A 14,225-nucleotide genomic window follows, 5' to 3' on the forward strand; every position below is an offset into this window, starting at 1 on the left:
CGGGGGCGCAGCGCGGCTCTCCGCGCGACGCCGCCGCCGCCGGTGGGGATCGGGGGCGCAGCGCGGCTCGCCGCGCGACGCCACCGCCGTTCGGGAACGTCGTCGCCCGCGCGCTGGAGGAACCATGCTGGATCGTCCGAATCTTTCACGAGAAAATCCCACGGGGCCGCGCGGACGGCGCCCACCGCCCGGGCCCCTTCCGGCCAAGTGGGCGGCCAAGTGGCCCCCCGATGACAGCGATGATGTGCCCGGCGCCCCGCCGGCGCCCGGGGGCGGCGGCTTCGCGGACGACGGCAACTTCAAGCGCGGCCGCTTCAGCCCCGTCTCGATCGTGGTCGGCCTCCTCCTCGCGCTCGGCGCCGCGGGCGCCATCTGGTTCGGCGTGAAGCAGGAGGGCCAGAAGCTGACGGTCGACGCCATCTCCAAGGAGAAGAAGAACATCTTCGTCCTCCCGAAGAAGGACCAGCTCCCGCTCTGGCGCAAGTGGGCCGCCTCGAACGCCGAGCCGTCGCTCCAGCAAGAGGCGCTCATGCAGCTCGCGTGGGCCGGCGACCCCGAGGGCGTCACGCACGCGACGAACGCGCTCAAGCTCCCCGACCACCGCGTGAAGGGCGTCGCCGCGCAGGTGCTCTCCTACTACGGCTCGCCCAAGGCCGACGGCGCCAAGCCCGCGCTGCTCGAGGCGCTCAAGGTCGCGGACGAGAGCGACCGCCCCCAGATCGTCTGGGCGCTCGTCGAGCTCAAGGAGCCGGCCGCGTTCAAGGACGCGATGGACCAGTACCGCAAGGGGTTCCTCTCGAAGGTCGAGCGGCTCGGCGGCGGCATCGCGTTCGACCCCGAGAAGCTCGCCGGCCTCGTGTCGCTCGACGAGCTCGCGAAGCTCGCGACCGACGAGAGCGCGTCGGTGCGGCAGCTCGTCGCGACGGTGCTGTCGCGCAACGCCGAGTCGAAGTGGACGAGCGCGCTGATCACCCTCGTGAAGGACAAGGACGTCGAGGTCGCGCGCGAGGCCGCGAACGGCCTCGGGCGCATCGGCGACGAGACGGCGCGCGCCCCGCTCCTCGAGGCGCTGTCGAACGCCGACAAGGACAGCCGCCAGCGCTTCCTCGAGGCGCTGCGCGACGGCATCGGCGGCGAGGGGCTCGTCCTCGCCCTCGACAGCGTGAAGCAGGACCCCGAGGAGACGACCTGGTTCCAGACGAAGCAGATCATGGAGATGCTGCGCGAGCTCGCCGATCCGCGGTCGGCCGACCCGCTCGTGAAGTGGATCGAGGCCAGGAAGCCGCCGCTGCACTGGCAGGGCGAGGCGGGGACGCGGCTCGCCGAGGTCGGCGACCTCCGCGGCGCGAAGTACATCGGCGAGCGGATGCTGGCCGACCCGCTCAAGCTCTACAAGCTCGAGAAGTTCTGGGAGGCGGACGAGGGCGGGCACCTGTCGCGCACCGACCTGCCGCGCGTCGTCGGCGCCCGCATGCTCGCCGACCTCGCCACGGTCCACACCGACAAGAGCGCCGAGCTCAAGGCCGCGGCCGAGGCCCCGGTCATCCTGTGGCTCAAGGACCGCCCGCAGCCGCACGCGAACGGCCTGCGCTTCCTCGCCACGATCCGCTCCGAGAAGATCCTGAAGGACATGCGCGACTGGGCCTTCCCGACGGACCCGCTCCCCAAGGAGGGGCAGCAGCCGCCGTTCCCGGCCGCGTTCGAGACCGCGCAGAGCGCGCTCCGCTACATCGGGCGGATGAAGGACGAGCCCTCCTACCCGCGGCTGCTCGAGCAGTTCAAGCGGAAGAAGGACCCGAAGATGGACATCACGCAGGACGGGCTCCAGGGCGCCGGGCTCGCGATGATGGGCATGGCGCTGCGCGCGGTCGCCTACGGCGCGTCGCAGGGGCTCGCCGAGTGGGGCGACGCGCGCGCGGTGGAGCCGCTGACGAAGCTCATCGAGGACGAGACGTGGCACGAGGAGGCCCGCCAGGCCGCGTGCGAGGCGCTCGCGTGGTGCGCCGACGACAAGACGATGCTCGAGGTGGCGAAGAAGGCGAAGGACTTCGCGAGCAAGAAGGAGCCGCGCAAGCAGCTCATCGGCGCATGTTACGCGTCGTCGCTCGCGCTCCGGCCGGTGCCGAGCGCGGCCGGCGAGCTCGTCCCGCTGCTCACGGCCGACATCGACCCCGGGGTGCGCATGGCCATCGCGCGCGCCATCGGCATCGGCGGCTTCGACGAGGGGGTGCAGGGGCAGCTCTTCGAGAAGCTCAAGGACGTCGAGGTCCGCAACGCCGCGGCGCTCGCGCTCATCCTCGGCGGCACGAGCGACACCGCGGCGCGGACGGTCGCGATGTACGCCGACTTCGACAAGGGCGCGCTCGACGACCTGAAGGACCACTACTACCGCGCCTTCGGCTACTGGTCGGACGAGGACTTCAAGCGCGGCAACCTGTACCGGTACGTGGCGAACGCCGAGGCGATCACGCGCGTGAAGGTCGCGGACGCGCCGCAGGAGTGGGCGAGGCAGCGGCTCCAGGCCCAGTTCGACAACCTGAAGTACGACAACGGCCCGCACTCGGAGACGCGCGTCGTGCTGCGCTACCGGCTCTACCAGGCGGCCAAGAGCGGCGACGGCGAGCAGAAGAAGGGCGCGATCGAGACGCTCAAGTTCATGAAGGAGAAGGGCGCGCTCATGGCCCTGCGGCACGAGCCGGGCGAGACCGGCGCGCTCGCGAAGCGCGCGTTCCACGAGCTCATGAACCCGAAGGCCACCGTGGCCGAGGACCTGAGCGCGCTCGCCCCGGCCAAGGGCGGGAGCTCCGACGTGCAGTAGCGCGACGCGCGCCGCGCGCCGCGTCGGCACGGGCCGCCCCGGCCGCCGCGGCGGTGGCAGAGGCCCGGGAGCTCTCGCGGGAGGCCGTCCTCCCCGGAGATCCCGGGCTTTCTGTTTTTGTTCAGCGGCGCGGCCGGGCCTGCCTCGGGCGCGCGTCGGGCTGGACAAAACGCACGTTTCGGAAGAGTGTTCGCGCCGAGGTGCACTGTGGCTACCTGGCGTGATGAGCTCATCGAGGCCGTGAAATCGAAGGCGGAGCGCGAGTCGGAGGAGCTCGCGCGACACAAGAAGCGGGTCGCCGAGGCGCTCGCGGCCGCGGAGTCGGCCGTGTCGCTGGGGGCCGAGTCGCTGAAGTTCGCGCACGAGAGGCTGCAGGAGAAGGGGCAGCCCATCGTGCTCTCCCAGGAGCAGGACAAGCATCGGCTCGCGTTCGGCGAGTTCAGCCTCGCGCTGGAGCTGCTGCGCGACTCGGCGATCGTCCGGGTGACCTTCGGCGACGGCAAGCCGCGCGAGTTCGACTTCGCGAAGGACCGCCACATCGCGCCCGCCGACGTGGAGGAGTACATCGGCCGCCGCGCGCTCGAGCTGGTCCGCGCGGCGCAGAAGGCCGCGCCATGGTGAACGCGAGCGCGAGCGCGGGCCCCGCCGCGGCCCGCCCGGCGCGCGCGGCGGGCCTCCGCCGCGGCCTGGTCGCGGGCGTGCTCGCCGCGCTCGCCGCGTGCGCTCCGCCGGCCGCGCCGCCTCGCGAGGCGTCCGCGCCGCCGGCCTCGAAGCCGGCTGCTGCCGCGGCGCCCGCCGCGCCGGTCTCGATCGACCTCGACCCCGCCGCGGAGGCGCGGATCAAGGGGGACGTCACCTACCTCGCGTCGCCCGAGCTCGCGGGGCGCGCCACCGGCGAGCCCGGGGCCGACCGCGCGGCCGAGTTCATCGCGCGCCAGTTCGCCGAGCTCGGGCTGCAGCCGCTCGGCGGCGGCCGCGACGGGGGCGCCAGGGCCTACATGCAGGCGTTCGACGCGCGGGTGGGCGCCGACGTGGCGCCGGCGTCGCTCGTCGTGCAGCGCGCGGGCCGGAAGCAGAGCGTCGAGGCCGGCAAGCTGGTCACGGCCGACGGGAGCGCGAGCGGCGCGATCTCGGGGCCCGCGGTGCTCGTGGGCCACGGCGTGACCGCTCCGGCGCTCTCCTGGGACGACTACGGCGGCCGTGACATCGAGGGGAAGATCGCCGTCGTGCTCGACGGCGCGCCCACGCTGGGCAGCGGCCCGGAGGCGACGGCGCACGCCGGCGCGGCGCACGGCGGAGCCGCCGGCGCGGCGCATGGTGCGCACGGCGGCCCCGCTGGTGCGGCGCACGGCGGAGCCGCCGGCGCGGCGCATGGTGCGCACGGCGGTCCCGCCGGTGCGGCGCACGCTGGTGCGCCCGGTGCGGCGCACGCTGGTGCGCCCGGTGCGGCGCATGCGGCGCACGCTGGTCCGCCTGCCGGTGCTGCGCACGCTGGTCCGCCTGCCGCTGCCGCGCACGACGATCCGCATCACGCGCCCTCTCCGCGGCCGGACGCGCTCCGCGATTTCGGCAGCGTCCGCTACAAGCTCCGCACCGCCCGCGAGCACAAGGCCGTCGGCGTCATCCTGGTCGCGGCGGGCGATGAGCTCCCGCGCGTGCCCGACGACGCGTCGAGCATGGGCATCCCGGCCGTCGTGATCACGCGCTCCGCGGCCCGGGCGCTCTTCCCGACCGCCGGGCTCGCGCCGCCGGTGAAGCCCGACGCCGCGAAGCAGGCGGCGGCGAAGCCCGCGGCCGCGAAGCAGGCCGCAGCGAAGGCGCCCGCGCCGAAGCCGCTCGACGGCACCACCGTCGAGATCACGACCAAGGTCACCCCGCGGACGGCGCCGGCGTCCAACGTGATCGGGCTGCTCCCGGCGCGGGCGGGCTCCCCTCGCGCCGGCGAGTACGTCGTCGTCGGGGCGCACTACGATCACCTCGGCCACGGGGGCAACTCGTACTCGCGCGCGCCCGGCGTGCACGCGGTGCACCCGGGCGCCGACGACAACGCGTCGGGGACCGCGATGCTGCTCGAGGTGGCGCGTCGGTTCGCCGCGCTCCCCACGCGGCCGGACCGGAGCCTGCTGTTCATCGCGTTCGGCGCCGAGGAGCTCGGCACCCTCGGCTCGCGCCATTTCGTCGACCACCCGCCGGCGCCGCTCGCGGGGATGAAGCCGATCGTGGCCATGATCAACGCGGACATGGTCGGCCGGATGCGCGAGGACAAGCTCCTCGTCGACGGCCTGGGCACGTCGCCCGACTGGAGGCCGATCGTGGACGGCGCCGCCCAGGGGCTCGGCCTCGCGCTCCAGTACGGCGCCGAGGGCTTCGGCGCGAGCGACCACACCTCGTTCACGGCCTCGCGCGTGCCGGTCGCCTTCCTGTTCACGGGCGTCCACGAGGACTACCACCGGCCGAGCGACACAGCGGACAAGATCGACGCGGCCGGCGTCTCGCGCTGCTCCGTGCTCGCCGCGCGGATGGCGCTCGCCCTGGCGCAGCGCGACGCGCGGCTGCCCTTCACCGACGCCCCGGCCGACCCGCACCGCAGCATGCGCGGCGGCTTCCGCGCGTCGCTCGGCACGATGCCGGACTACGCGTACCAGGGGCCCGGCGTGAAGCTCACGGGCGTGCGGCCCGACGCGCCCGCCTCGCGCGCCGGGATGCAGGCGGGGGACGTGATCGTGCGCATCGGCGCGCACGCGATCACCAACATCCATGACTTCATGTTCGCGCTCGGCGATCTCGAGCCCGGCCGCGAGGTCGTGATCGAGGTCGATCGCGGCGGTACCCGGGTGCCGCTCAAGGTCATCCCCGCCCCCGGCCGATGAGGTGGTGCCCTCGTCGCGCCGCGCTGTCGGCCGCGCCGGCGCGACGGCGCAGGGCCCTTCGCCGGCCCTGCGCGGCTGGCCTCGTGTTCCTGTGCGGCGGCCTCGCGGCCGCGGCCCTCGCCTGCGATCGCCGCGAGCACGCCGCGACCCCCTCCGGACCTGCGGACGCCAGCGCGACGGCGGACGCGGAGCCTGCGCCAGCTGACGACGCGGCCGCGGCGCAGACGGACGCCGCGGCGCCGTGGGATCCCGCGGCGCCGGACGGCGCGACGCCGGAGCCGTCGCCCGGTTCGTCCGACGCTGGCTCCTCCGACGCCGGCTCGCTCGACGGCGGCTCGTCCGGCGCCGCCTCGCTCGACGGCGGGCTGCCCGGCAGCTCCGAGGGGTGCCCTGACGACATGGTCCTCGTCGACGGCGACTACTGCCCCCTGGTCGATCAGGTCTGCCTGAAGCACCACAAGGAGTTCGAGAAGGACCAGGCGAGGCGCTCGACCCCCTACGGCGAGGTGGAGGGCACGACAAGCGTCAGCGAGCGCTGCCTCGAGTACAGGCAGCCCACGGTGTGCCTCTCGAAGAAGCGCACGCCGATGCGGTACTGCGTCGACCGCTACGAGTGGCCCAACACGAAGGGCGAGCTCCCCGCGCTGCTCGTCTCGTGGCGCGAGGCCGTCAAGAAGTGCGAGGGCGTCGGCAAGCGCCTCTGCACCGAGGACGAGTTCAACTTCGCCTGCGAGGGCGAGGAGATGCTCCCGTACACGTACGGCCACGAGCGCGATCCGACGAAGTGCAACATCGACCGGCCCTTCCGCCAGCGCGAGCTGACGCTTTACCGCTACGAGCGGTGCATGAAGCACCCGAAGTGCAAGGCGGAGCTCGAGCGGCTCGACCAGCGCGTGCCCGCGGGGTCGATGCCCGCGTGCGTGTCGCCGTTCGGCGTCCACGATCTCAACGGCAACATCAACGAGTGGGTCGTCCGGCCGGGCCGCAAGTCTCCGGACCGGAGCGGGCTGAAGGGCGGCTGGTGGGGCCCGATGCGCGGCCGCTGCCGCCCGACCGTCGGGTTCCACAAGGAAGAGGACTACGGGTACGAGCAGGGGTTCCGCTGCTGCAAGGACGCGGCGCCGCGGTGAGCGCGCTGCGGCGCGGCGCTCAGCGGCGAAGGGGTCGTGGTTGCTCCTCCGGGGGCCAGGGATCAGATCTCAGCGGCGGGTCGACGCCGGCCCGCTCCTCACGCGGGGGAGGGCCCCGCACCTGCGGGAGACCTGGATGAAGCGAGTCATGTCGTGCACCAGCGGGCGCTCCGTCGCGGCGGTCGGCCTTGCCCTCGGGGGCCTCGGGCTCCTGTCTTCCGCGTGCAGCCGGGGTCGCGACGCCGAGGATGCGTCGGATCAGCAATACTACAACCAGCCCGGGTACCAGCAGCCGGGGCAGTACTCGCCCGGGTACCAGCAGCCGGGGCAGTACTCGCCCGGGTACCAGCAGCCGGGGCAGTACTCGCCCGGGTACCAGCAGCCGGGGCAGTACCAGCAGCCCGGGTATCAGCAGCCGGGGCAGTACCAGCAGCCCGGGTATCAGCAGCCGGGGCAGTACCAGCAGCCGGGCCAGCCCGCCCCGACGGCCACGGTGCAACCGAGCCCGCTCGCGCTGCCGTGCACGAACGACCTGGTCTGCGGCATGCACCGGTGCAACACGGCCGTGGGCAAGTGCGCCTTCCCCTGCGCCGCGAACACCGATTGCGCCGCGGGCTTCTCCTGCATGGGCGCCGGTACGCGGACAGCGATCTGCGTGCCCGGCGGGCAGTGACGCCGCGCTGCAGGCGGCAGGCGAGCCCTCCGCTTCCACGTTCCACGACCGTCGCGCGCTCGTCGGTTTCTTTTGGGGCGCGCGTTGCCGTCGACCGGGAGTACCCTCGCGTGCAGCGGGCGCCGCGACGCGGCGTTCGCCGGCGAAGGGCCTGCGGTTTGCTCCTCCGGGGGCGAGGGCTCAGATCTCAGCGGCGGGTCGGCACCGGCCCGCTCCTCACGCGGGGAAGATCCCCGCACCTGCGGGAGACGTTGATGAAGCGATCCATGTGGTTTACCAGCGCGCGCGCCGCCGCGGCGGTCGTCCTTGCCCTCGGGGGGCTCGGACTCCTGGCCTCCGCGTGCCGTGGCAGCGAGGCCGAAGACCCGTCGAACCAGCAGTACAACGCCTACAACCAGCAGCCCGGCTACCAGCAACCTGGGCAGTACCAGCAGCCTGGATATCAGCAGCCCGGCTACCAGCAGCCTGGGCAGTACCAGCAGCCCGGGTACCAGCAGCCTGGGCAGTACCAGCAGCCCGGCTACCAGCAGCCTGGGCAGCAGCCGGGCCAGGTCGGCGCGGCGACCACGGCCACGGCGACACCCGGCCCGCTCGCGCTCCCGTGCACGGACGACGTGCCGTGCGGCACGCACCGCTGCAACACGTCCGCGGGCAAGTGTGCTTTCCCCTGCGTCGGGGCCAATGACTGCAAGGCGGGCTTCTCCTGCATGGGCTCCGTCTGCCTGCCCGGCGGGCAGTAGCGAGCGCCGGGTCCTGCGCCGGGCGGCCTCCGAGGCCCCTCGGCGCCCCCTTTTCTGCGTGATGTTCGCGCCTTGGTCCTCCCCCGCCACGGAGATCGACGCTCGCCGGCGGGGTAGCTGATGGCTTCGTGGCGACTGGATCCGGTGACTGGGGGTAGCTGAGCTGCCTTCCGCGACCGGATCCGGTCTCGTCGGGGCAGCTGAGCTTGGCCTGAGGACCGGATCCGGTCTCGTCGGGGCAGCTGAGCTTGGCCTGAGGACCGGATCCGGTCTCGCCGGGGCAGCTGAGCTTGGCCTGAAGACCGGATCCGGTCTCGCCGGGGCAGCTGAGCTTGGCCTTGGGGACCGGAGCCGGTCTCGCCGGCGAGGTTGAGCTTGGCCCGAGGACCGGATCCGGTCTCGCCGGGGCAGCTGAGCTTGGCCTGAGGACCGGAGCCGGTCTCGCCGGGGCAGCTGAGCTTGGCCTGAGGACCGGAGCCGGTCTCGCCGGGGCAGCTCACGGCGGCCTTTCAGGGCCTGATGGCCAGCAGCGCCGGCGTCTGGCCCGGGGCGGCGGCGGCCATCGCGTCGATCAGCGTGCGCGGCTCGCCGGGCCCCGCGGCGCCCAGCTTGCGCAAGGCTTCGATCCTGCTGAGCGTCCACAGGAACGTCGCCATCACCGGCGTGGGCAAGCGGCTCAGCCTCGCGACCGGCTCCGGCGTGATGGTGTTTCCGAGCTGACGCACCAGGCGAAGCCCTTCCTCCATGGCGCGCGCCAGGTTCATCGCTTCGATCCACGAGAGGCCCGCCTGGCGCGTGTGCGCCGTGACGATGGCGACCATCACCGGCGCGACGAGCGCCGCGTGCGTGCGGAGCCAGCTCTCCATGTCGGCGTGCACGACGGCGGGAATGCCAGCGTCCGTGAAGACCTTCGCCCAGGCCTCGTCCGTCACCGTGGTGACCATCCCTCGGGTGACGATCTTCGACGTCAGCTTTCCGTCATCGAGGGTCGCGAGGATCGCGGGGAAGCCAAAGGCGAAGCGCGCCGGGCCCACCGCATCTCGGAGTCGGCGCAGCGGCTCGAAGGTGTTGAACATGAACATCACGCTCTTCGCCGCGCTGGCGGTCAGCGCGGGCAGCACCGCGTCCACCTGGGAGGCGAGCACCGTCACGAGCACCAGGTCCCACGCCTCCGTCGCGTCGAGCGCGGCGCTCACGCGCACCGCAGCGCGCTCTCCGGCGGCCTTCACGATGGCCTGGTCCCGCTGGAGCTGCTCGAGCCGCTTTCCACGGGCGACCACCGTCACCTCGTGCCCCGCTCGCGCGAGCTGAAACGCGAACGTGCTCCCGATCCCGCCTGGTCCGACGATGGCGACTTTCATTCGCTGCGCGTAGCATCTGCCGATCAACCGAGCAATTCGCGCTCGCCTCACGCGGCTGCGCCAGGCGCCCCGTTCGGCCGGGTACCGCGCGGTAGATCGTCTCTGCGTCGATGACGTGGGCGTCGCCCGGGGTCCCGACCTCGCTCGGGCTGACTCAGGCGGTGACGCCGGGCTGGATCCCGTTCAGCGCCATCATCTTCTGCCGCTCGGCTTCCTTGTTGAGCCCGCGGTAGCGCTCGTCGAGCTTCTCGATATCGAGCCTCAGGATACGGCCGTACAGCTCCAGCGCGATGCCGACGATCGACGGGTGGCAGGCCGACTTCACCCGCTCATCGTAATAGGGATACGCCGCCACGTGGAAGCTGCGCAGGTTGTAGAACGGGATGCCGGGGAACTTGTGATGCTCGTTGTGGTACGTGACGTTGTTCCAGAGGAAGTTGGTGAGGTGCGCCTTCGTCCCGTACGTGCGAGAGCTGTAGGCGTCCTCCCCCGGGAGCATCTCGTAGTGCTCGATCATCGAGGTCACGCTGGCGAGGATGGCGCCGAAGACGAACGGCAGGACATAGAAGAAGAAGAACACCTGAAGCGGCATGATCCAGAAGAAGAGCGCCATGAGCCCGTAGAAGCCGAGGAGCTCCAGGTTCATCTTGACGCGCTGGATCGGCGAGAGGCGCTTCACGTACCGCGCCATGCAGCCGAGGAAGTACAGGGGATAGGCGAACGTGTAGACGGCGAGCAAGAGGAGCTTCGCCAGCACCGGGTTCCGCGTGTAGTCCGTGACGACGAAGTTGTCGACGTCAGGATACGTGTTCGCGATCTTGTGATGGTGAAGGTGGTAGTTCGTGTACAGCGTCACGCTCATGCCCGTCGGCGCCCAGCAGACCAGGGCGATGAGGTACGAGACGAGCTTCGAGCGCGAGCAGCTCCCGTGCACGGCGTCGTGCGCGACGGCGCCCAGCCCGCGGACGAGGTTGGCGATCAGGTACGAGCAGGCGATCCCGATCGGGATCGCGAGCGGGTGGTGCTGCGTCGCGTACAGCACCCACGTCGCCGCGGCCCAGATGCCGAAATGAAGCGGTATCTTGAGCAGGTGAATCGGATTGCGCCTGTAGGCAGCCTGCAGCAACTCCCGCGGTACCGTGTCCATTCCGGCCATGCTGAACTCCGTGATTCTCGCCCGTGTGCGGCAGGGAACTTCGCAAAAAAGGGGCGAGAAAACAAGAGCATGTCCGCTGTTAACCCCGGGGCGCGAACGCTCCTACGCACGGGTGCGCAGGGCCCGGAGATCCAGGCCTGGCCCCGCTTGAGGGGCGGGTTCGCCGCCGCTAAGACGCGGCGATGGGGACTCGCATCGAAAAGGACAGCTTCGGGCCGATCGAGGTCCCGAGCGATCGCTACTGGGGGGCGCAGACGCAGCGCTCGCTCGAGAATTTCCGGATCGGCGGCGAGCGCTTCCCGCGGGAGATGATCGCCGCGCTCGCCACCGTCAAGAAGGCGGCCGCGCTGGTCAACCGCGATCTCGGGCTCGTACCGGCGGAGAAATGCGCTCTCATCGTCGCGGCGGCCGACGAGGTGATCGAGGGCAAGCTCGACGACCACTTCCCGCTGGTCGTCTGGCAGACCGGGAGCGGCACCCAGACCAACATGAACGTCAACGAGGTCATCGGGAACCGCGCGATCGAGATGAGCGGCGGCGTGATGGGCTCGAAGTCGCCGGTCCACCCGAACGACGACGTGAACCGGTCGCAGAGCTCGAACGACGTCTTCCCGACCGCGATGCACGTCGTCGCCGCGCTCCAGATCGAGCGCCGCCTGCTCCCGGAGGTCCGGCGGCTCCGCGACACGCTGGCGCAGAAGAGCGCGGCGTTCGCGGACATCGTCAAGATCGGCCGCACGCACCTGCAGGACGCGACGCCGCTCACGCTCGGGCAGGAGTTCTCCGGCTACGTGGCGCAGCTCGACGCCGGCGTCGCCGCGATCGAGCGGGCGCTCCCGCCGCTCCGCGAGCTCGCGCTCGGGGGTACGGCGGTCGGCACGGGGCTCAACGCCCACCCGGATTTTCCGGCGAAGGTCGCGGCGAAGATCGCCGAGCTCACGGGGGCGCCCTTCGTCACCGCGCCGAACAAGTTCCAGGCGCTCGCGTCGCACGACGCGCTCGTCGCGGCGCACGGCGCGCTGAAGACGCTCGCCTGCGGCCTGTTCAAGATCGCGAACGACGTCCGCTGGCTCGCGAGCGGGCCGCGCTGCGGGATCGGCGAGATCACGATCCCCGAGAACGAGCCGGGCAGCTCGATCATGCCGGGCAAGGTGAACCCCACGCAGGCCGAGGCGATGACGATGCTGTGCGCGCAGGTGCTCGGCAACGACGTCGCGGTCGGCGTCGGCGGGGCGAGCGGCAACTTCGAGCTCAACGTGTACAAGCCGCTCGTCATCCACAACGTGCTCCAGTCGATCCGGCTGCTCGCCGACGGCTGCGCGTCGTTCGACGAGCACTGCGCGCGGGGCATCGAGCCGAACCGCGAGCGGATCGCCCGGAACCTCCGCGAGAGCCTGATGCTGGTGACCGCGCTGAACCCGCACGTTGGCTACGACAATGCGGCGAAGATCGCGAAGAAGGCGCACGCCGAGGGCACCACGCTCCGCGAGGCGGCGCTCGCGCTGGGGCTCCTCGACGGCGAGGCGTTCGACGCGATCGTGCGGCCGGAGAGGATGATCGGGCCCTCGGCGGAGGGGACGGCCGGGGCGAAGAAGGGGTAGGGCTGGGCTGCCCGGCCCCGGAGAGGGGGTCGCCGCGCGGCGGACCAGGCCCCCTGGGGCCTGCCGTGTCCGGCGAACATGGCTCCGCCGGCCGAACGCGGGCGCGCTGCTGCGCGGACGGCAGCGCAGCCTCCCCGCGCGCCGATCCTGTACGCTGCAGGCGGCGGAGACCTTGAACCGAGCCGCCGAGGGGCGGGCGCGGGCGCGCGCGTTCGCGGGTGACGTGTCCCGCGCCGAGGACGTGGCGCGCGGCGTGGAGGCGGCGAAGGCCGCGTTCGGGCTGCCCGGCATCCTCGTCAACAACGCCGGCACCGCGACGCTCTCACCCGTCGTGGACCTGCCGGAGGAGGACTTCGATCATGTCCTCGCCGTCGACCTGAAGGGCCCTTTTCTCTTCATGAAGGCGGTCGCGCGCGAGCTCATCGCCGCGGGCAGGCCGGGCGCCTTCGTCAACATCTCCTCGCTGAACCAGCAGGCGGCGACCGACGGGCTGGCGCACTACTGCGCCGCCAAGGCGGGCCTCGCTCAGCTCACCAAGGTCACCGCCTCCGAGCTCGGGCGCCACGGCATCCGGGTCAACGTGGTCGCGCCGGGGCTCATCCGCACGCCGCTCGCCGATGCCGTCGGGCTCACGAGGGGGCCGTCTGCCGAGGAGTTCACCCAGCGCACGCCGCTCGGGCGCATCGGCGAGACCGACGACGTGGCGCCCGTGGTCTCGTTCCTCTGCAGCGAGGACGCCCGCTGGATCACCGGGGAGTCGATCCTCGTCGACGGCGGGAACCACATCCGCGGGCTGCACAGCTACCTCGACGTGCTGAGCCGCGGCGCGAGCAGCGCGCCGTAGCTCGGCGCGGGCCGCGTCGATCACGGCGGCGGCACGCGCGGCGCGCCGGCCGTCTCACCTCAAGCGCACGTAGAACTCCGTCGCGTCGAGGTGGTTCATCGAGCCGGCCGGACCGGTGATCACCGCGTGGCGACCGGCGACCAGCAGAGCGCCCGCGGAGAGCTCGCGCATACCGTGCTCGACCTGCTCCGACGTGGCGCCCCCGGACGCGGCCAGGTCGATGCTGTCGAGCGTACCGCTCAGGTTCGTGTTCAGGCTCCGCTCCGAGAAGGAGGGACACGGATACGTCACGCAGAGGATCCCGGTGTTCTCGACGCGAGAGAAATGGCCCTCGGGCGTGTTGCCCGTCGCGCCGATCCAGATCTCGCTGGCGACGAGCACGTCGGCTGGATACGCCGTCAGCGCGTCGAGCTCGACCTGCACCAGCTCGCCGCGGACCAGCGCGTCCCCCGCGCCGAACGCCGCGCTCGCCTTGGCCTCGACCGACGGCTCGAGCCCGAGCTTCGACAGATCGAGCTCGAACATATGGCACTCCTCTTGCCACGTCCCGTCGGCGCAGCGGGTCACGCTGGTGTTGACGCGCGCGACGAAATGGCCGCCGCACAGCGGCGCAATGCACCTTCGGGTGTCCTGGCGGGTCGCGATGAAATAGTCGGCCACGGGGCCCCTGGCCATCGTCGTCGCTCCGAGCTCGACCTCGGCGGTGGCCTCGGCCGGCGCCTCGCCTTCGACGAGGGGGGCCTCGACCGGCACGTCACAGGCGATCGCCGGCAGGGCCAGCGCGCCGAGCGCGGCGAGCTGCGAGATGCGTGAATGGGTCTCCTTGAACATCGGCGTTCTCCAGGCTCGGACTCGGTGTCGTGTGCGCGCGGGCGCCCCGGCCGGTCCGAAGGCCCGGGGCGTCCTCGTCGGCTCCCGCGGGGCGCGGCGCCGAGGCGTAAGGATAGTGACGATCTCTTCTTTTTCGATGTCGACGTGAAATACTTTGCCCACCTCTCTCCTGGGCTCATGTCTTTCGTCCCAATAAGAAAA

Annotated in this window: 11 protein-coding genes; 8 read left to right on the top strand and 3 right to left on the bottom strand. The window is 72.0% G+C overall.

All coding sequences use genetic code 11. The annotated features are described in order from the left end of the window. Window positions 1-244: 244 nt before the first annotated feature. From WME76_RS43405 to WME76_RS43430, 6 genes are all read left to right on the top strand, one after another. The gene (locus tag WME76_RS43405; RefSeq protein WP_437958018.1) at window positions 245-2,818 is read left to right on the top strand and encodes a HEAT repeat domain-containing protein; all 2,574 of its coding nucleotides are present in this window, start codon (window positions 245-247) and stop codon (window positions 2,816-2,818) included. Between the two features lie 240 nt (window positions 2,819-3,058). Then, window positions 3,059-3,439, top strand: coding sequence for a hypothetical protein (locus WME76_RS43410; RefSeq protein WP_437958019.1), 381 nt, complete (start codon window positions 3,059-3,061; stop codon window positions 3,437-3,439). Beyond that, the gene (locus WME76_RS43415; RefSeq protein WP_437958020.1) at window positions 3,433-5,688 is read left to right on the top strand and encodes a M20/M25/M40 family metallo-hydrolase; all 2,256 of its coding nucleotides are present in this window, start codon (window positions 3,433-3,435) and stop codon (window positions 5,686-5,688) included. The genes WME76_RS43410 and WME76_RS43415 overlap by 7 nt, the downstream gene beginning before the upstream one ends. Before the next feature lie 83 nt (window positions 5,689-5,771). Next, a complete protein-coding gene (locus tag WME76_RS43420) occupies window positions 5,772-6,818 on the top strand; it encodes a formylglycine-generating enzyme family protein (protein WP_437958021.1) in 1,047 nt (348 codons plus the stop codon). A gap of 148 nt (window positions 6,819-6,966) precedes the next feature. Continuing rightward, the gene (locus tag WME76_RS43425) at window positions 6,967-7,491 is read left to right on the top strand and encodes a hypothetical protein (protein ID WP_437958022.1); all 525 of its coding nucleotides are present in this window, start codon (window positions 6,967-6,969) and stop codon (window positions 7,489-7,491) included. Window positions 7,492-7,757: 266 nt separating this feature from the next. After that, window positions 7,758-8,231 carry a hypothetical protein gene (locus tag WME76_RS43430; protein WP_437958023.1) on the top strand — a complete coding sequence of 158 codons (474 nt, stop codon included), beginning with the start codon at window positions 7,758-7,760 and terminating at the stop codon, window positions 8,229-8,231. Between the two features lie 509 nt (window positions 8,232-8,740). On the opposite strand, the gene WME76_RS43435 is transcribed toward WME76_RS43430, so the two are convergent. After that, the gene (locus tag WME76_RS43435; RefSeq protein WP_437958024.1) at window positions 8,741-9,592 is read right to left on the bottom strand and encodes a ketopantoate reductase family protein; all 852 of its coding nucleotides are present in this window, start codon (window positions 9,590-9,592) and stop codon (window positions 8,741-8,743) included. A gap of 154 nt (window positions 9,593-9,746) precedes the next feature. Beyond that, complete coding sequence (locus tag WME76_RS43440; RefSeq protein ID WP_437958025.1) at window positions 9,747-10,739, bottom strand: fatty acid desaturase family protein; 993 nt, start codon at window positions 10,737-10,739, stop codon at window positions 9,747-9,749. 191 nt (window positions 10,740-10,930) lie between these two features. On the opposite strand from WME76_RS43440, the gene fumC reads away from it, so the two are divergent. After that, window positions 10,931-12,349: a class II fumarate hydratase gene (gene fumC, locus WME76_RS43445; RefSeq protein ID WP_437958026.1), complete on the top strand. Its 1,419-nt coding sequence runs from the start codon at window positions 10,931-10,933 to the stop codon at window positions 12,347-12,349. Between the two features lie 109 nt (window positions 12,350-12,458). Beyond that, on the top strand, window positions 12,459-13,193 hold the full coding sequence (locus WME76_RS43450; protein WP_437962228.1) for an SDR family NAD(P)-dependent oxidoreductase: 735 nt from the start codon (window positions 12,459-12,461) through the stop codon (window positions 13,191-13,193). A gap of 54 nt (window positions 13,194-13,247) precedes the next feature. On the opposite strand, the gene WME76_RS43455 is transcribed toward WME76_RS43450, so the two are convergent. Then, window positions 13,248-14,024 carry a DUF6748 domain-containing protein gene (locus WME76_RS43455; RefSeq protein ID WP_437958027.1) on the bottom strand — a complete coding sequence of 259 codons (777 nt, stop codon included), beginning with the start codon at window positions 14,022-14,024 and terminating at the stop codon, window positions 13,248-13,250. Window positions 14,025-14,225 lie beyond the last annotated feature (201 nt).

This window comes from Sorangium sp. So ce119 (assembly GCF_051524405.1).
Taxonomy (GTDB): domain Bacteria; phylum Myxococcota_A; class Polyangia; order Polyangiales; family Polyangiaceae; genus Sorangium; species Sorangium cellulosum_G.